15 protein-coding genes are annotated in these 18290 nt (G+C 60.5%); 9 read left to right on the plus strand and 6 right to left on the minus strand.

What is annotated here, in order from left to right:
* Positions 1-126: 126 nt before the first annotated feature.
* The 3 genes from FRZ40_RS32950 to FRZ40_RS32960 are packed head-to-tail and all read right to left on the minus strand — an operon-like array spanning position 127 to position 2790.
* Complete coding sequence (locus tag FRZ40_RS32950; protein WP_028366562.1) at positions 127-891, minus strand: SDR family NAD(P)-dependent oxidoreductase; 765 nt, start codon at positions 889-891, stop codon at positions 127-129.
* Between the two features lie 58 nt (positions 892-949).
* On the minus strand, positions 950-1948 hold the full coding sequence (locus FRZ40_RS32955) for a transketolase family protein (RefSeq protein ID WP_028366561.1): 999 nt from the start codon (positions 1946-1948) through the stop codon (positions 950-952).
* Entirely contained in the window at positions 1945-2790 is an 846-nt protein-coding gene (locus FRZ40_RS32960) for a transketolase (RefSeq protein WP_028366560.1), read from the minus strand. Before FRZ40_RS32960 ends, FRZ40_RS32955 begins: the two co-directional genes overlap by 4 nt.
* Before the next feature lie 202 nt (positions 2791-2992).
* Here FRZ40_RS32960 and gcvA point away from each other — a divergent pair, with 202 nt between their 5' ends.
* Positions 2993-3880: a transcriptional regulator GcvA gene (gcvA, locus tag FRZ40_RS32965; protein ID WP_028366559.1), complete on the plus strand. Its 888-nt coding sequence runs from the start codon at positions 2993-2995 to the stop codon at positions 3878-3880.
* Between the two features lie 72 nt (positions 3881-3952).
* Here gcvA and FRZ40_RS32970 read toward each other — a convergent pair whose 3' ends face one another.
* The 3 genes from FRZ40_RS32970 to FRZ40_RS32980 form a co-directional block, all read right to left on the minus strand.
* Entirely contained in the window at positions 3953-4900 is a 948-nt protein-coding gene (locus FRZ40_RS32970) for an amino acid ABC transporter substrate-binding protein (protein ID WP_147237006.1), read from the minus strand.
* Between the two features lie 13 nt (positions 4901-4913).
* Positions 4914-6221: a dicarboxylate/amino acid:cation symporter gene (locus FRZ40_RS32975; RefSeq protein ID WP_147237007.1), complete on the minus strand. Its 1308-nt coding sequence runs from the start codon at positions 6219-6221 to the stop codon at positions 4914-4916.
* Between the two features lie 545 nt (positions 6222-6766).
* Complete coding sequence (locus FRZ40_RS32980) at positions 6767-7639, minus strand: LysR substrate-binding domain-containing protein (protein WP_240057414.1); 873 nt, start codon at positions 7637-7639, stop codon at positions 6767-6769.
* 203 nt (positions 7640-7842) lie between these two features.
* Between FRZ40_RS32980 and FRZ40_RS32985 the strand changes: the two genes are divergently transcribed.
* The 8 genes from FRZ40_RS32985 to aspA all read left to right on the plus strand — a co-directional run bounded on the left by FRZ40_RS32985 (position 7843) and on the right by aspA (position 17675).
* Positions 7843-9099, plus strand: a complete 1257-nt coding sequence (locus tag FRZ40_RS32985; RefSeq protein ID WP_147237009.1) for a M24 family metallopeptidase — start codon at positions 7843-7845, stop codon at positions 9097-9099.
* A 56-nt stretch (positions 9100-9155) separates the two neighbouring features.
* Positions 9156-10019, plus strand: coding sequence for a glycine betaine ABC transporter substrate-binding protein (locus FRZ40_RS32990; protein ID WP_147237010.1), 864 nt, complete (start codon positions 9156-9158; stop codon positions 10017-10019).
* Between the two features lie 80 nt (positions 10020-10099).
* Positions 10100-10417 carry a cupin domain-containing protein gene (locus tag FRZ40_RS32995; RefSeq protein WP_147237011.1) on the plus strand — a complete coding sequence of 106 codons (318 nt, stop codon included), beginning with the start codon at positions 10100-10102 and terminating at the stop codon, positions 10415-10417.
* A complete protein-coding gene (locus FRZ40_RS33000) occupies positions 10414-12048 on the plus strand; it encodes a choline dehydrogenase (protein WP_147237012.1) in 1635 nt (544 codons plus the stop codon). The genes FRZ40_RS32995 and FRZ40_RS33000 overlap by 4 nt, the downstream gene beginning before the upstream one ends.
* A gap of 288 nt (positions 12049-12336) precedes the next feature.
* Positions 12337-13251, plus strand: a complete 915-nt coding sequence (locus FRZ40_RS33005; protein ID WP_147237013.1) for a LysR substrate-binding domain-containing protein — start codon at positions 12337-12339, stop codon at positions 13249-13251.
* 178 nt (positions 13252-13429) lie between these two features.
* Positions 13430-14707: a dicarboxylate/amino acid:cation symporter gene (locus FRZ40_RS33010; RefSeq protein ID WP_147237014.1), complete on the plus strand. Its 1278-nt coding sequence runs from the start codon at positions 13430-13432 to the stop codon at positions 14705-14707.
* On the plus strand, positions 14704-16164 hold the full coding sequence (gene cuyB / locus FRZ40_RS33015; RefSeq protein ID WP_147237015.1) for a cysteate racemase: 1461 nt from the start codon (positions 14704-14706) through the stop codon (positions 16162-16164). The genes FRZ40_RS33010 and cuyB overlap by 4 nt, the downstream gene beginning before the upstream one ends.
* A gap of 92 nt (positions 16165-16256) precedes the next feature.
* The gene (gene aspA, locus FRZ40_RS33020; RefSeq protein ID WP_147237016.1) at positions 16257-17675 is read left to right on the plus strand and encodes an aspartate ammonia-lyase; all 1419 of its coding nucleotides are present in this window, start codon (positions 16257-16259) and stop codon (positions 17673-17675) included.
* The last annotated feature ends 615 nt before the right edge of the window (positions 17676-18290 follow it).

Raw genomic sequence — 18290 nt, forward strand, 5'->3', positions numbered from 1 at the left:
ACGGATCTGTGATGTATCGGTGTATTTGTCTTTCCGGACAACACGCTCTGAGGCGCGTTTGCCTGCGTCCGGCTACTGCATCCTCGCGCGCGGCCGGCCGGACCCGGCCGCGTCGTTGACCCTGGGTCAGCCGTGAATCAGCATGCCGCCGTTCACGTCGATGACGGCGCCCGTGATGTACGACGATATCGGCGACGCGAGAAAGAGGAACGCGCCCGCGACATCATCCGGCACGCCGAGACGGTTCAGCGGAATGCCCGCGAGAATCTCGCCGCGCTTGTCGTCGCTGATCTTGCCTGCGTTGATGTCCGTCTGGATCAGGCCGGGCGTCACGCAGTTCACGCGGATGCCGTCGTTGCCGAGTTCGCGCGCCATGGCTTTCGCGAGGCCGAGTACGCCTGCTTTCGCCGCCGAATAGTGGGGGCCGCCGAGAATGCCGCCACCGCGCTGCGCCGAGACCGACGACATGCAGCCGATCGAGCCGCTCTTCTGCTTCTTCATCTGCGGCACGACGGCCTGCGACAGATACAGCACGCCGCGCAGGTTGACGTCGAGGATGCGGTCCCAGCTTTCGGAGTCGATGTCGAGCAGCTTGACGGCCTGCGTGATGCCCGCGTTGTTGATGAGCACGTCGATGGCGCCGAAGTCGGCGACGATCTGTTCGACGGCGCTCTGGCAGGCTTGCCTGTCCGTGACGTTGCATGCATAGCCGCGATGCTCGGGGCCGATGGAGGCGGCGGCATCGCGTGCTGCCGAAGCGTCGAGATCGAGGATCGCGATCTTCGCGCCGTGCTTCGCGAACATGCGCGCGGTGGCCATGCCGATACCCCGTGGCGATGCTGCGCCGGAAATGACGGCGACCTTGCCGTCGAGAAGACGCGACTCTGACATGATGCTGTTCTCCTGATAATGGATTCTTGAATAAGGGTGGTGATGTGGCTATCGGGGCTTAGCCCAGCCAGCCTTTGATGGTGTCGCACATCGTTTGCGTCGAGATGCCGTAGCGGTCGTGCAGCGTCGGCAGTGCGCCAGCGTCGAGGAATTCGTCGGGCAGCGCGATCTGCCGGAAGGGCGGCGTGACACCCGCGCCGAGCAGCGTGCGTGCAACCGCCTCGCCGAGCCCGCCGATCACCGTATGGTTCTCCGCGACGATCACCATGCGGCCCGTGCGTTTCGCTTCGCGCAGGATCGTCGCCGTATCGAGCGGCTTGATCGTCGGCACGTGCAGCACGCCGACGCCGATGTTGTCTTCCTCCAGCGCCTTCGCGACCTCGAGCGAACGCATCGTCATGATCCCGGACGAGATCAGCAGCACGTCGTTGCCGTCGCGCAGCAGCTTCGCCTTGCCGAGTTCGAACTTGTAGTCGTATTCGTCGAGCACGGCGGGCACATTGCCGCGCAGCAGGCGCGCGTAGACGGGACCTTTGTGTGCAGCGATCGCGGGCACCATCTGCTCGATATCGAGTGCGTCGCACGGGTCGATCACCGTCATGTTCGGCATTGCGCGCATCAGCGCGATGTCTTCGGCGGCCTGGTGGCTCGGGCCGTAGCCCGTCGTGAGGCCCGGCAATGCACAGACGATCTTCACGTCGAGGTTGTCTTCGGCGATCGTCTGATGGATGAAGTCATAAGCGCGGCGCGTGGCGAACACGGCATAGGTGGTGACGAACGGCTGCGCGCCTTCGTGTGCGAAACCGGCGGCGGCGCCCATCAAAAGCTGCTCGGCCATGCCCATCTGGTAGTAGCGATCGGGGAATTCCTTCGCGAAGATGTGCAGGTCGGTGTACTTGCCGAGGTCGGCCGTCATGCCGATCACGTTGGTCTTCGTGCGCGCCAGTTGCGCAAGCGCGTGGCCGAACGGCGCGGAACGCGTGACCTGGCCTTCCGCCGCGATCGAGGCGATCATCGCGGATGTTTTCAGGCGCGGTTTCTTCGCGACGGTGCTCATGCTTGCCTCCCGGCTTCGAGTGCTTCGAGCGCGAGCTTCCACTCGTGCGCGTCGACGCGGATGAAATGGTTCTTCTCGCGTTCTTCGAGGAACGGCACGCCGCAGCCCATCTTCGTATCGCAGACGATGATGCGTGGCCGCTCGCCCGTATGCTGGCGGGCGTTGTCGAAGGCGCGCGTGACGGCGGCGATGTCGTTGCCATCCACGCGCTGCGTATACCACCCGAACGCTTCCAGCTTTTCGACGAGCGGCTCGAACGCCATGATCTGTGTCGACGGACCGTCGGCCTGCTGGTTGTTGACGTCGACGATCGCGATCAGGTTGTCGAGCTTCCAGTGCGCCGCCGACATGATGCCTTCCCAGATCGCGCCTTCGTCGAGTTCGCCATCGGAGAAGAGCGTGTAGACGAACGCGTCCGAGCCTTTGCGCTTGAGGCCGAGGCAGCGGCCCACGGCGATCGTCAGGCCCTGGCCGAGCGAGCCGCCCGACATTTCCATGCCGGGTGTGTAGCTCGCCATGCCCGACATCGGCAGGCGGCTGTCGTCGCTGCCATACGTTTCGAGTTCGTCGGCGGGCAGGATGCCTGCCTCGAATAGCGCCGCATACAGCGCGATCGCGTAGTGGCCGTTCGACAGCAGGAAGCGGTCGCGTCCTTCCCACTCAGGGTCTTCAGGGCGATAGCGCATGGCGCCGAAGTAGGCGACGGCCAGTACGTCGGCAATGTCGAGTGCCTGGCCGATATAGCCTTGCCCCTGTACTTCGCCCATTAGCAGCGCATTGCGGCGGATGCGGTAGGCGTGTTCCGCGAGTTGGGCGGCGCGCCCGGCTTCGCTCGTATTCACGCGTGTCTCCTTCTCTTGGCATCCGGCTTTTGAGGGCCGGACACCGGATGATGTGTGGCGGGATGTTTCGTCCTGCTCGCAGATTCGGGTAATCCCTTGCTTCTGGTGCGCTGCGAGTTGAGTAAAGCGTATCTGCTTGAATCCAACGGCTCAAACGAATTAAAGTGGCCTATCGGTGAATTGAATTCATGCGGGTATTGCGATGCACAATCGGGCCACACTCAAGTCCATACAGGCTTTCGAGGCCGCTGCGCGGCTCTCGTCGTTCGCGCTTGCAGCAGACGAACTGTTTGTGACGCCGTCCGCGATCAGTCATCAGATCAAGCTGCTGGAGGACCAGTTGGCGGTGCGGCTCTTTCATCGCGTGCATCGCGCCGTGATCCTCACGGACACGGGGCGCCAATATGCAGAGGAAATCGGCGCGGCGTTCGCGCGAATCGACAAGGCGACGCGCGACATCGGGCGGGTCGAGAAGAGCGACATCCTCACCGTGCACGCGACGCCGAGTATTGCGACGCAATGGTTGATGCCGAGACTTGCGCGGTTCAGCGCGATGCATCCGGATATCGACGTGCGGCTCAATGCGTCGTCGGCGCCTGTCGATCTGATCAAGGAGTCTGTCGATATCGACATCCGCTACGGCGCGCGGCGCTTGCAGCCGGCGGGCACGATGGTGCTGGATCTGCCGCTCGAGACGATCGTGCCGTTGTGTTCGCCGCGTCTGGCGAATGGAGAGCATCCGATTCGTACGGTTTCGGATTTGCGGCATCACACACTGATTCATAGCGAAGGATGCCTGGTTGGCTGGCGGGACTGGATGCGGCTGCACCGTAAAGTCGTGCTGGATATTACGCGGGGCCCGCGTTTCGACCGCTCGTTTATGGCGATTAGCGCGGCTGCGGATGGGATGGGGATTTGCCTTGAGAGCCTGTTGCTCGTACAGCGTGAGCTGGAGACGGGAATGCTGGTGGCACCGTTAGGTTTTGACGGATTGAGGATCAGTGGATATACGCTCAACCTTCTGAAGTCGCGAGCGGATTTGCCTAAGCTTAAGCGTTTTCAGGATTGGCTATTTGCTGAGTTGGGGTAGGCGTATTCTCAAGTCAAGCACAGCATGGAGCGCCGCGTTCGAGCCGTCGGAACCGGCTCTCACGCGTGGCGCTCATTGCGGCTCGCCTCCCGCCATCGTCTGAATGATGGTCGCAAGCTGTGCACTCATCGGCAGGTTGAGGCTGGTGCCCGACGGCAGGCGGCGCAAGAACCACCGCTTGTATTGACGGTCGATTTCTCCGTCCGCCGCGAGTTCCTGGAAGGTATCCCTCACCACTTGCGCGAGCTGCGGGTCGTCCTTGCGGAACATGATCCCATACGGGTCATAAGACAGATAATCGCCGACCACGCGATATTCGCCGCGCTCGCCGCTATGCTCCGCGATCAGGCCGTACAGCAACACGTCGTCGGTGGCGAACGCGTCGGCCTGTCCGTTGGCCACCTGCGCGAACCCCTGCGCATGGTCGGGCACCACCTGCAGCTGCATCCCGAGCCTGAACTTCCGGTCCAGATCGCGCAGCGCCTTCTCGTTCGTGGTGCCGGCCGTCACCGCGACCCTCCTGCCCGCGAGATCGCGGAACGAGCCGATCGGCGAACCTTTCTTTACCATGACCTTTGTGCCCGCCACGAAGATGATCGGCGAGAAGGCCACTCGTTTCTGACGTTCCACATTGCTGGTCGTAGAACCGCATTCCAGATCGACCCGGCCGCTGACCACCGCGTCAATGCGGTTTTCGGGTGTGACAGGCACCCACTGGATGGTCAGGGTCCGGTTGACCGCGTCTCCGATCGCTGACACCAGTGCCTTGCACAGCTCGATCGAATAGCCGATTGGCTCCTTGCGCGCGTTCAGCCAGGAGAACGGCACCGACGACTCGCGGTAGCCAAGCGCGATGGTGCCCGTCTCTCGCACCTTGGACAGCGTGCCCGTCAGCGCCGCCGGCGCCGGGCTGTCGGGAACCGGACGCGACAACTGCGTGTCCTCCTGCGCCCCCACTGTGGCGCCCGCCATCAGCAGCCCCGCGATGGCCAGCATCGACCAGAATCGCTGCGTCTTCATGGCTCGGTCCCTGTCAGCTTTCTGCCGGATGGGCGATCGTCGCGTCCAGCTCGGCGTCAATGCGCGCCGCGTTGGCCTCAGCCTCGGCTTCTGTCATCAGTTCCCCTTCCCACTTCGCGACCACCGCGCTCGCGATCGAGTTGCCCACTGCGTTCGTGGCCGATCGACCCATGTCGAGGAACGTATCCACGCCGAGGATCAGCAGCAATCCGGCTTCGGGGATGCCGAACTGGTTGAGTGTGGCGGCAATCACCACCAGCGACGCGCGAGGCACGCCCGCCATCCCTTTGGACGTCAGCATCAGGATCAGCAGCATCGTCAGCTGCGTGCCGAGTGAGAGGTGCATGTTGTACGCCTGGGCGATGAACAGTGTCGCGAAGGTGCAGTACATCATCGAGCCGTCGAGGTTGAACGAGTATCCCATCGGCATCACGAAGCTGGAGATTTTGCGCTTCACGCCGAAACGGTCGAGCGCGTCGAGGATCTTCGGATACGCGGCCTCGGAACTCGCCGTCGCAAACGAAAGCATGAACGCCTCCTTGATCAGCGCCAGCAGCTTGAGCACGCGCGGTCCGAGAAAGAGGAAGCCGGCCGCTGTCAGCAGCGACCACAACAGGAAAAGGCTGAGGTAGAAGTCTCCCATGAAGACCGCGAACTTCAACAGGATCGTCAGCCCGTTGACGGCTACGGTCGCGGCCATCGCCGCGAGCACCGCCAGCGGGGCGAGCTTCATCACGTAGCCGGTGATCTTGAGCATGACGTGCGAGAGCTGATCGATAGCGGCCACGAGGATCTTGCCTTTCTCACCGAGCGCGGCCAGCGCGATGCCGAAGAACATCGAGAACACGACGATCTGCAGAATCTCGTTGTTGGCCATCGCCTCGGCGAATGACCTTGGGATCATGTGGCCGATGAAGTCCTTGAGCGTGAACTTGGCAGTCGCGAGGTTCGCCGACGCGCCGATGTCGGGCAGGGGCAGCCCGAGATTCTCGCCGGGCCTGAGCAGATTGGACATCAAAAGACCGAGAAGCAGCGAGATCAGCGACGCGGTAATGAACCAGCTTAGCGCTTTTGCGAACACACGCCCAACCGAGGCGGCGTCGCCCATGTGCGCAATGCCGACGACGAGCGTAGAAAAGACGAGCGGGCCGATCACCATCTTGATCAGACGCAGGAACACGTCCGACACCAGCGAGATGTAGCCCGCGATCTCCGTCGCGGTCTTCCTGTCCGGAAAGCTCGTGTAGATCATGTAGCCGATCGCGATGCCTACCAGCATCGCGATCAGAATCCAGATGGCCGCGGCATTCTTTCTGTTCATCTCGAAGCCTCCATTCACTGCATAGGGGTGCGGATGGAAAGGTCGAAACAGGATGCGACAGGTGTTGCCCGGGATGCTATCGGCTGCGTCCAGGGCAGCGGCTGACTCGGAAGATCGCTTGCCGTCGCCGCCCCGAGGGCCGTCAGGGACCGTGTCAACGGTTCGTCAGGCCCGTGCCCCCGCCCGCCTCGACAGCTTACGGGCGATCGTCCACTACAGTGTAGTGTAGCCGCGTCACCAGGCAACCTGCGCGAGCGGTTCGCCCGAAGGCCGCAGTCGACCCAGACGGGCGCGCTGCCGTCATTCCTGGATTCCAATGCTGCGAAAGCCAGCGACGGGCCCACAGGAGCCACTCACACGCAAGCGATGTATGCGGAAGGAGCGTCCAGTTCGCGCAACAGAACCGACGGCGAATCTGAGTCCGGGACGTCCGGGCATGCCGTGCCTTGTCGGGTGATGTTGACGATGGGGTGATTGCGACGATCGCTGCCATGCCTCTCGTGCCGGAGCGCCGGCCCAGGAGGGACAAGATGCTTCGCGAATATCTAGTTCACACGGTAGCCTGCAATCCAGCCATGAAGCTGTTCAACTTCAGGACTGAGTGGACGCTGATCATTGCGCATCAAGAAGTAGCCTCGACCTGGACGCACGCTCAACGAAGACAGGCGGGCCAGTCTGCCGCTACGAATTTCCGAGTCGAGCAGATGACGCGTGCCGAGCGTTACGCCTCTTCCTCGCGAGGCCGCATCGACGAGCACGTTGTAGTTGTTGCCATACTCGGTTGCCCTCACGCGGCTCGGGTCAACACCGAGCGACTTGAACCAGATGGACCAGTTGATCCAGTTCGGCTGGATGCGTTCGTACTCGAGAAGCACCTGCGATAGCAATGCTTCGGGACCGTCGCCAGTCAGCGGATGACTCTCGATATAGGCCGGACTCGCGACGGGGAATATCTCTTCCTCGAACAACAACTGCGCCGTCCAGTTGATTCGCTTGCCGGGGTCATACGCGACGACAAGGTCGACGCCGTCGTTGAACAGATCGGAAGGCTGGTCGGACGTAATGGTGCGAATGCTCGCGGCAAAGCTCGGATTGCGGGCGCGGAAGTCCCTCATCACTTCACTCAGCCAGAAATGCGAAATCGCCGTGTTTGCGGCCACCGTCACCATACTCGCGTTCCGCTTGTCGCTGATTTCGTCGACGGCATCAGCGAGGTAATTGAACGCCGCGCTGACCTTGTTATGAAGCTGCGTCCCACGCGGCGATAGCTGCACGCGTCGACCGGTCCGCTCAAAGAGTGCAAAGCCAAGCCCTTCCTCGAGCTGGCGGATCTGCTTGCTGACGGCTGCCTGTGAAACATGAAGCTCTTCGGCGGCTCGCGTGAAATTCAATGTCCGCGCCGCGGCCTCGAAAAACATCAGGCTCGTCAGCGGCGGAAGGCGATGACGCAAACTCTTCATAACGCAGGGTTATCAACGGACATGAGATTTCATCTGTGTACAGGGAAATTGCCAACTCGTAAAGTCACTTCTATGGCAACGCAATCGGAAGAATTCGAAAGCAGGCTGTAGCCGTTTGCTTCATAACCAGAGGTTGGTATTTACCCTATCCGGACGTTCTTATGACTACGCTTGACTGGCATCGCGAGCGCCACGATCCTGGCGAACTTCAGTTGCTCGATCGAACCATGCATGGCTCGGACATCGACCTCGTGTCGGTGCGAGCGTATCGCCTTGGCAGAGTCCGCGCGGAAATGCGAAAGCGCGATATCGCGGCCTTGATCATCTGCGACCCGGTGAACATCCGGTACGCCACGGGCGCGCGCAACATGCAGATTTTTTGCGCCCGGAATACGCCGTCGCGCTACCTCATCGTCACGGAAACACGGACGATTCTGTTCGAGTTCACCGGTTGCGAGCACCTGGCCGACGGCCTTGAGACCATTGACGAAGTTCGGCCATCGTCAACCGCCAGTTTCGTCGCGGCAGGCCCGGCCATCGCGGCGCGCGAAACGGCATGGGCGGCCGGCATGGCGGCCACGCTGACCGAACTCGTCGGCGCGAAGCCGACAGTCGGTATTGAGCGCATGAACGCGGGAGCCGCGCTTGCGCTGGCGGGGCACGGTGTCCGTCTGGTCGATGCGCAGGAGCCGATCGAGATGGCGCGTGCGATCAAGTCGGCCGAGGAACTGAAATGCGTGATCGCTTCGCTGCGCGCGACAGAAGCCGCAGTCGGGAAGCTTCGGGACGCGATCAGGCCCGGCATGTCGGAGAACGAGCTGTGGTCTGTGCTGCATCAATCGGTCATTGCTCAGGATGGCGACTACGTCGAGACTCGCCTGTTGAGCGCCGGGCGTCGAACCAACCCGTGGTTCCAGGAAACATCGAGCCATGTCATCGAACCGAATCAGCTGATTGCGCTGGATACCGATGTCGTCGGCTGTCACGGCTATTACTCCGACTTTTCCCGTACCTTCCACGCCGGGCCTGACAAGCCGGGCGAGAACCAGTGCACGCTCTACAAGCTGGCTCACGAGCAGGTGCATCACAACATCGGGATTATCCGGCCGGGCATGACGTTCAGGGAGTACAGCGACAAGGCCTGGAACATCCCGGACAAATATCACGCGAATCGCTATTACCTGTCGGCACACGGGTGCGGTATGACGGGCGAATATCCGTACCTCTATCATCACTCGGACTTCGGCGCATCCGGCTATGACGGCGAGATCCAGCCGGGAATGACGCTGTGTGTCGAGAGCTACATCGGCGAACAGGGCGGACAGGAAGGCGTGAAGCTCGAGCAGCAACTGCTCGTGACAGAGACAGGAACGCGACTGCTTTCGCTATTTCCCTTCGAAGAAACACTGCTGCGCTAAGCAAGACGGCGCTGTCAGTGCTGGACGGTTTCAACTCTCACATGGAAGCGTAGAAAATGACCAGGATGCTGAGATTGTGCAAGTGGCTGCTGCCCGTCGTCTTTCTGCTGACGGGCGCTGCAGCCCATGCAGAAGACAAGTCGATCACGATCGGCGTGAACAACTGGGCCGAGAATATCGCCGTCGCGAACATGTGGAAGATCCTTCTCGACGAGAAGGGCTTCAAGGTTCAGTTGCAGAACGCAGACAAGGCGCTCATCTACAACAGCGTCGCGCAGGGGAAGATCGATCTGACCTTCGAAGTCTGGCTTCCTGCAGGCGACAAGCCTGCGTTCGACAAGGTCAAAGACAGAGTGGTACAGATCGGGCCGTGGTTCAAGGAAGCGAACCTGGGTCTGGTCGTTCCTGACTACGTAGCCGTCGACAGCATCGATCAGTTGAACGCGAATAAAACGCTGTTCGCTTCGTCTGGTCGCGCGAAGGTCGTCGGCATCGACTCCGGCAGCAGTCTGATGCAGTTGACGGAGAAGGCGAAGGCAAACTATCAGCTCGACTATGACATTCAGTCGTCGTCCGAGTCTGCGATGGTTCTGTCGCTCGAGCGGGCGATTCAGCGCAAGGAGCCTGTGGTCGTGACGCTGTGGAAACCGCACTGGATCTGGTCCAAATACAAGCTGAAGTATTTGAAGGATCCGAAAGGCGCCTACGGTGCGAGCGATTCTATCTATGGCATCGAGTCCCCAACGTTCAGGAAGCAGCATCCTGACGTCGAGCGATGGTTGCAGCAATGGAAGATGGATGACAACTCGCTCGGAAGCCTGATGTCGGAAATCATCAAGCAAGGCGCGTCGACGCCCGAGAAAGGCGCGAAGGTTTGGATCGATGCGAACCGCACGCTGGTACAGCAGTGGACGAAGTGAGTCAGCGCTCAGCGCGACGACGCGTCCCGGCACCGCTTTGATCATCCCGATCCAGATTTCTTTCACTCCGCACGTCCGACATGAACGCTTTCATCACGACTCCATCGATCTCCAGAGAACGAGCGCCGGATGGCATCGAGCACACGACCGCCCGTTGGCAAACCTGGCATTGCGACAGCAACACGTTCCAGCATCGCTATGTGCCGGGCGCGACGTTCTACGTCGTCAAAGGCCGCGCACGACTGACCTTCGCACACGGCGCGCAACTCGATATCGAAGCCGGAGATTTCGTCTCCATCGGTGACGGCGCGGAGGCAGTGTGGGAAATCTCCGCGCCCGTCGAAACGCGCTACGCGTATCACGACGATCGCAGACCAGCGACGGAGGCGCGATCATGAGCGAGGCCGTGGAATTCGACTATGTGATCGGAGGGGCAGGCTCGGCAGGCTGTGTACTTGCGCGCCGGCTCGCTGATGCGGGTAATCGGGTACTGCTGATCGAAGCGGGACCGCGCGACAACTCGTGGGTGATCCGTATGCCTGCCGGTCTGAGATCGATCTTCAAGCCGAGCTCACGATATAACTACTGGTTCGAGACCGAGCCGCAGCGCAACCTCGGCAACCGCCGTATCCAGCAGCCGCGCGGTCGCGTTCTCGGCGGCTCGTCTTCGATCAACGGCATGACATGGCTGCGCGGTCATCCGCTCGACTACGAGCGCTGGGAGCAGGAAGGTGCGTCCGGCTGGAGCTGGAAGGATTGCCTGCCGTACTTTCGCAAGATCGAGCGAAGCGATGTGGTCAGCGCCTATCGAGGTAACGACGGTTTCATTCATGCACAGCGTCAGGAGCATCTGTGTCCGCTCAACCAGGCCTTTCTCGACGCAGGAATCGAAGCTGGATTTCCACTCACCGAAGACGTCAACGGATTCCGGCAGGAAGGCGTATCGCGCTTTGAGATGAGCGTCGATCACGGTATTCGCAACAGCGCCGCGTACGGCTACCTTCATTCGCGCAAGGACGACGGAAATCTTACGATCTGGACTCAGAGCACGCTCGAGCAGATCAATCTCATCGGCAACCGGGCGACGGGATTCAAGGTGACGCGCGACGGCTCTGCTGTGAATGTCACTGCACGAAAGGAGACGCTGCTTTGCGCGGGTGTCTTCGGCTCGCCGCAACTGCTGATGTTGTCAGGAATCGGGCCCGGCGATCACCTCAACGAAAAAGGCATTGTCCCGCGAGTGGAGTTGCCCGGGGTCGGAGAAAATCTGCAGGATCATCTTGAATGTCACATTCAGGTCGAAACCAGGGAACCTGTCTCGCTCAACCGGGAGCTGCAACTTCACCGGATGTTGTGGGCTGGCGTGCAGTGGTTCGGTTTCAAGTCGGGCGTTGCGTCCGTCAACCAGTGTCATGTGGGCGCCTTTCTGAAGAGCGCTTCTCACATTCCCCATCCGGATATCCAGTTTCACTTTTTTCCAGTGTTCTTCAACAAGGACTGGATACCTACACGGCACACAAATGGGTATCGCATCGGAGTCGGTCCAATGCGTCCGACCAGTCGTGGGCGTGTCCGGCTGAAGTCCAGGCGGGCCGAAGATCCACTTTCGATCGACCCGAACTACATGAAGACCGAGGAGGACTGGCGCGTGATGCGCGAGTCGGTACGGCTTGGGCTGCTGTTTTCACGACAACCCGCGTTCCGTCGCTTTCATTACCGTGAAGACATGCCAGGCGTCGATGTAAGCGCGATCGCGGATGTCGACGAGTTCATCAGGCAGGACGCGTCGAGTGCCTATCACCCCTGTGGAACCTGCAAGATGGGAGCGAAGCACGATCCGTCTGCCGTCGTAGGTCCCGATCTGAAAGTCCGGGGGGTAGAGCGACTGCGTGTCATCGATGCATCGGTGATGCCGTCTGTGCCGAGCGCGAATATCAACGCTGCGACCATCATGCTAGCCGAGCGGGCGAGTGATCTTGTGCTCGGGCGTCCAGCGATGCAAGCACAACCTCTGCAGTTCGCTGCCTGACAAGATTTGCCGAACGGTTTCGGTACGCGCGTCCGGCGATTTCGGGTTGATCTGCCAATCGCCCTCCGACGACGGCTCGAGTGTACGAACAGCTGGAGAGCGCTCTGGCTATCAAGAGGCACTTTCGGGTCAAGGCTGCGGAGGCGGGGACATCGGTCGCGATCCGGCCAGGCGATCGCGGACCCGGCTACGAGCAGGCGCAAATCGGTGAGCATCTGCAGTCGAAGCAATCCGCATGGTCACTGTGCGGCTAAAATCGACGATTCCGAAGACGGTCCGAAGGTCAACATGGAAATCAAATGGATTGAAGATTTCATCGCTCTTGCGCAGTACCAGAGCTTTTCCCGCGCCGCTGAATTTCGTAATGTCACGCAGTCCGGTTTCAGCCGCCGAATCCAGTCGCTCGAGCAATGGGTCGGCGCTGAACTGATTGACCGCAGCAGCTTTCCTCCCGTCCTGACCCCCGCCGGTCAGCTGTTTCGTGAAGTCGCCGACGATGTTCTTTCCCGGCTTCTCGATACGCGGGCCATCATCCGCACTGAGCAGCGCATCGCGGGCAAGAGTCTGCAGATTTGCGCGGGACACACGATAGCCCTGAATTTCCTTCCGACATGGCTCAAAGCGCTCGCGCCGCAATTCGGGGAGGTACGGGCGCGCGTCATTCCGACGAACGTCCACGACTCGATTCTCATGCTCGTGAACGGCAATTGCGAGCTGATGTTTGCCTATCATCATCCGGAGCTCCCACTCCATCTCGACGCCGCGAGGTATGAGCATCTCACCGTTGGTCTCGATACCCTGATGCCAACCAGCAGGTCAAACGAGCGTTCGGCTCCCAAGTTCCGCCTGCCGGGGACCAGGCAACGTCCGCTGCCCCTTATCTCCTACACCGAAACAAGTTACTTCGGACGTTGCCAGGCGCTGCTGTTGAAGAAGGCATCGGACGCGCTGTCGTTGCGGCTGCACTATGAGTCCGACATGGCGGAAGTTCTGAAGAAACTCGTCATGGAGGGGGAGGGCGTGGCCTGGCTCCCCAGGAGCACGATCACGAAAGAGCTTGCCGATGGCGATCTCGTACCGGCAGGGCCGGCGAGCTGGCACCTGCAGGTGGAACTGCGCGCATATCGTGATTCAACGAATCGCAGCGAATTCCTGGATACGCTGTGGTATCACCTGCGCGCGGGCTCCGCCACGCTGGAATAGGGTTTTCCCGTGTTATGCGATTTTCGCATGGGCGCATGTCGTAACAGCATCAGCGTTTTTTTGAACGTCCCTACCATCCGTTCTACGGTGAAAGTGCCGCTCCCAGCGCCGCTTTCATTTCTTCTCCCGCGCGTGGCCGCTACTTTCCATCGTCCACGCCGCCACAGGACGGATGACCATGAAGAATCGCCTTACCCTGAGCATCGCGGTAGCCATGCTCCTTGGAGTCGGAGCCGGGTACGCATGCCACACGAACATTGCTGACCCCGCCACGCTGAAAGCGGTTGCCGGCTACTTCTCGATTGTCACGGATATTTTCCTGCGTTTGATCAAGATGATCATCGCGCCGCTGGTCTTCGTCACACTCGTGTCGGGGCTGGCGGGGATGGATAGCGGCGACGATGTAGGCCGGATCGGGCTGCGCTCGGTTGGATGGTTCATCAGCGCATCACTCATCTCTCTGGCGCTCGGACTCGTCATGGCAAACGCGCTGCAACCCGGCGCAGGCCTGCATCTGACTGAGAGCTCCAGCGAAGTGAATACAGGGCTCAATACGGCTGCACTGAACGTCAAGGACGTCATCACGCACGCATTCCCGACAAGCCTGCTGGATGCGATGGCGCGCAATGACATCCTGCAGATCCTCGTCTTCTCGCTCTTCCTTGGCGTCGGCCTTGGTGCACTCAAGCGCGACTCGCGCGTCGGCGTCGTCATCCAGGCGATCGACGGAATGGTCCCTGTGATGCTTCGGCTCACGAACTACGTCATGCGTGCTGCGCCGCTAGGTGTCTTTGGTGCCATCGCGTCGTCCGTGACGCTGCGTGGCCTAGATGTCATCTACACCTACGGCAAGCTCATCGGCTCGTTCTACCTCGGGCTGCTGATCCTCTGGGCTATCCTCGTCGCAATCGGCTACGCTTTTCTCGGACGCAAGGTGGGTAGTCTGCTGAAGGCAGTCCGTGAACCCGCGATGATTGCATTCTCGACGGCAAGCAGCGAGGCTGCATATCCGCGACTCACCGAGCAGCTGGAGAAGTTCGGCGTCGACAAGAAGGTGGTTGGTTTCACGTTGCCACTGGGCTATGCATTCAACCTGGACGGTTCGATGATGTATCAGGCGTTCGCCGCGATTTTCATTGCGCAGGCCTTTGGTGTCCACATGCCGGTGTCGCAGCAGATTCTCATGTTGCTGATTTTGATGTTGAGCAGCAAGGGTATGGCAAGTGTGCCGCGCGGGTCGGTGGTCGTCGTTGCCGCTGTCGCGCCGATGTTTCATCTGCCTGTCGCCGGCGTGGCTTTGGTCCTGGCGATCGACCAGATTCTCGATATGGGTCGCACGATGACCAACGTGATCGGCAATAGCGTTGCGACTGCTGTGATCGCGAAATGGGAAGCTGCACGCGAAGCAAAGTCGACGGACGCCTCCTTTGAGCAGGTGGAGGCCGGTGCACAATGAGCGCGACGGTGGCGGAAAGCCGGCGCAAGCTGGGCGTAGTCGGAGGACTGGGCCCGCTGGCGAGCGCCGATGTGTTCTTCAAGATCGTGAAGGCGACGCCGGCGTCCTCCGACGCCGAGCATGCCGAGGTCATCTTCGAGCAGCGCCCGTTCAAGGGAGCCGGGGCGGGTAGTGCCGCGACGACGGAGCGCAAACTGTACATCTTCGACATGATCCGTGATTTCGAAAAACGCGGAGTAACGATGGTTGTGCTCCCGTGTTTTCTGAGTCACACGTTTATCGACGAACTGAAGGCAAATACGAGCTTGCCTATTGTCGATATCGTCGAAGCCGTTCGCAGCCACGTGCAGCGAAAATTCCCCGCCGCGAAGCGTATCGGTGTGCTCGCATCCGATTACGTCCGTGAAAAGCGGCTCTTTGAACGGTATTTCGCCGCCCCCGAATTCGAGGTCGTGTATCCGCGCACTGCCGACGATACCGATACGGTAACTGAAGCCATCTATGGGTCCGACGGTATCAAGAGCGGCAATCTCCGCGGCCGCCCTGTCGAGTTGCTGCGCGCTGCGTGCGAGAGTCTCATGGATCAGGGCGTCGATGTCATCGTGCCGGGCATGACGGAAATCGCCCTCGTCGCCGGGGAAATCGGTCAGTTGCAGGTGCCACTTGTCGATTCCAATATGGCGTATGCGCAGTATGTCGTCTCTGGCGGTCCCGGTTCGCCTGCCCCGGTTTTCAAGGTCGGCGTGGTGGGAGGCGTAGGCCCTGCTGCGACGGTCGATTTCCTTAACAAGGTCGTCCGTCATACGCCGGCGTCGCGCGACCAGGATCACATCAAGCTTCTGATTGAGCAAAATCCGCAGATTCCCGACCGAACAGAAAACCTGATCAGTGAAGGGGTGGACCCGACCGTCTCGCTCTACGCCACGTGCAAAAAACTGGAAGACGGTGGCGCAGACATCATCGCAATTCCCTGCAACACTGCGCATGCGTTCGTTGACCGGATCCAGCCGTATCTCGGGATACCTATCGTCAACATGCTCACCGTCACGGTGCGCTACCTGCGTGATTCCTTTCCCGGCTTGCGCGATGTCGGCGTACTGGCCACATCAGGCACGATCGGCAGCGGTGTCTACCAGAAGGCTCTCGAATCGCAGGGCCTGCACCAGATTGCCCCTGGCGCCGCTTTGCAGGCGCGTGTGATGGAAGCCATCTACGGAATGAACGGCGTCAAGGCAGGTTTCACGACCGGTCAATGTCAGGAAGACATCGTCGCAGCAGTCGAGGGACTGATTGCCGGGGGCGTTGAAGTCATCATCCTCGGATGCACCGAACTCCCAATCCTTCTTCCAGCAGGCGAATTCGTCGGCTGCAACGGCGGGCGCGTGCAACTGATTGACCCGACAGAAGTCCTGGCGAGGCAATGCATTGCTTACGCGAAGGGCGGCGCCGCCAACTGAGCTGGCACTGGCTCGCCACCAAAAGCTTTCGTCGCACGGTTCGAGAACGGACCGGGCGCGCCATCGGTTTGACCTTTTCCTTGGAGCATCAAATGTCAGTTTCGACTCACCGTATCGAGCACGATCTTCTCGGCGATCTGCCTGTTCCGCAGGAGGCGTATTACGGCGTCCACACCCTGCGCGCGCTTCAGAATTTCCCGATCACCGGCATTCCAATTTCGACTTACCCGAATCTGGTCAACGCGCTTGCCAGCGTCAAGGAGGCGGCAGCACTCGCCAATCACGAGCTGGGCCTGCTGCCGGAGCACAAACTGAAGGCCATCGTGCAGGCCTGCCAGGCGATTCGTCAGGGCGTGGCGCATGACCAGTTCGTGGTCGACGTCATTCAGGGCGGCGCCGGCACGTCCACGAACATGAATGCGAACGAGGTAGTTGCCAATCTCGCGCTGGAGTACCTCGGATGTCAACGCGGCGACTATGCAGCCTTGCACCCTAACGAGGACGTCAATCTGGGACAAAGTACCAACGACGTTTATCCGACTGCACTCAAAATTGCTGCTTACATGGGTATCGTGCAGCTCGTCCATGCAATGGGTGTGTTGCGTGCCTCGTTCGAACGGAAGGCGGATGAGTTCAGAAACGACCTCAAGATGGGGCGGACGCAGCTGCAGGATGCGGTGCCCATGACGCTGGGCCAGGAGTTCAGTACCTTTGCCGTGATGCTGGGCGAAGACGAAGATCGCCTGATGGAGGCATCAAAGCTGATCTGCGAAATCAACCTGGGGGCGACCGCGATCGGCACGGGTATCAACACGCCGCCTGAGTACGCGCCTCTTGTATGCCGCCACCTTGCTTCCGTCACGGGAATTCCCGTCACCACTTCGCCGAATCTCGTTGAGGCAACACAGGACGTCGGCTCGTTCGTGCAATTGTCGGGTGTGCTGAAGCGCGTAGCCGTCAAACTCTCGAAGGTCTGCAATGACCTCCGGTTGCTCTCCAGTGGTCCGCGAGCAGGCTTTGGGGAAATCAACCTTCCTCCCGTTCAGGCGGGTTCCAGCATCATGCCGGGCAAGGTGAACCCGGTTATCCCGGAAGTGATGAACCAGATCGCGTTCGAGGTGATCGGTAACGATGTGACGGTCAGCTTCGCAGCAGAAGCGGGTCAGTTGCAGCTGAACGCGTTCGAGCCGGTTATCGCGCACAGCCTCTTCAAGAGCGTCGCGCATCTTCGGGCGGGATGCCTGACATTGGCATCAAAATGCGTGGACGGCATTACTGCGAACCGCGAGCGACTGCAGTCCCTCGTCGAGAATTCGATCGGCATTGTGACTGCGCTGAACCCCTACATCGGATATGTGAATGCAACCCAGGTCGCGCAGCAGGCACTCGTTTCCGGCCAGAGCGTCGCGGAGATCGTCATTGAGCGCGGCCTTCTCACCCGGGCACAACTGGATGAAATTCTTCAGCCAGCGATGCTGACCCAGCCCAGACAGTCCATCGTCTTGCGGTGATCGGGTGACGGGCGCCGGGGCCTGTCATCAAAGCTATTTCAGCTTGACCGGCCGATGTGGGTCGGCCTGGTGCGTTCGCCGTCGTCCGGGATTCGGCCCAATAGCGGCCGCTCGCGGAACTTCCACAGCGGTGATTCAGCGGCCGATTCCCTGCGTAACCTGCCGGATGCTCAATGTGAGCAGTCGGCCCTTGCGGACGTCGGAGTGTCGACGCCTGTGAGACCACCCGTAGCGACTGCCAGTAGACGCTGCCTGTCATCACCCGCAATGAACGTGATCGAAAGCGGCTTGATGCCATCGTTCTGCTCGCGACGGGAGTATTTGATCGGAGAAACGCATCTCGCTAGTGTCCGACAGTTGGCTGTGTGTAAGCGCGTGTGCCGCCATCTGCCTGCCGACATGTCGAGATACGCGAGGACGTTCGGGACGAAACGAAGGACGCGACGAGGGCGACGGAGGGAGTGTTTCGCACGGCTTTAGCGACCCGTGCTGCTCGCCTCGACTTCTAAAGTACCTGAGGCAGTGCGCGAAAATCACATTTGATACGCACTCGGTGACACCTCTTCTTGCGCTTGGATAATTGCCGCACGTGTCGATATTGGTTTAGCCGGCATG

The sequence above is a fragment of the Paraburkholderia azotifigens genome (assembly GCF_007995085.1).
GTDB lineage: Bacteria > Pseudomonadota > Gammaproteobacteria > Burkholderiales > Burkholderiaceae > Paraburkholderia > Paraburkholderia azotifigens.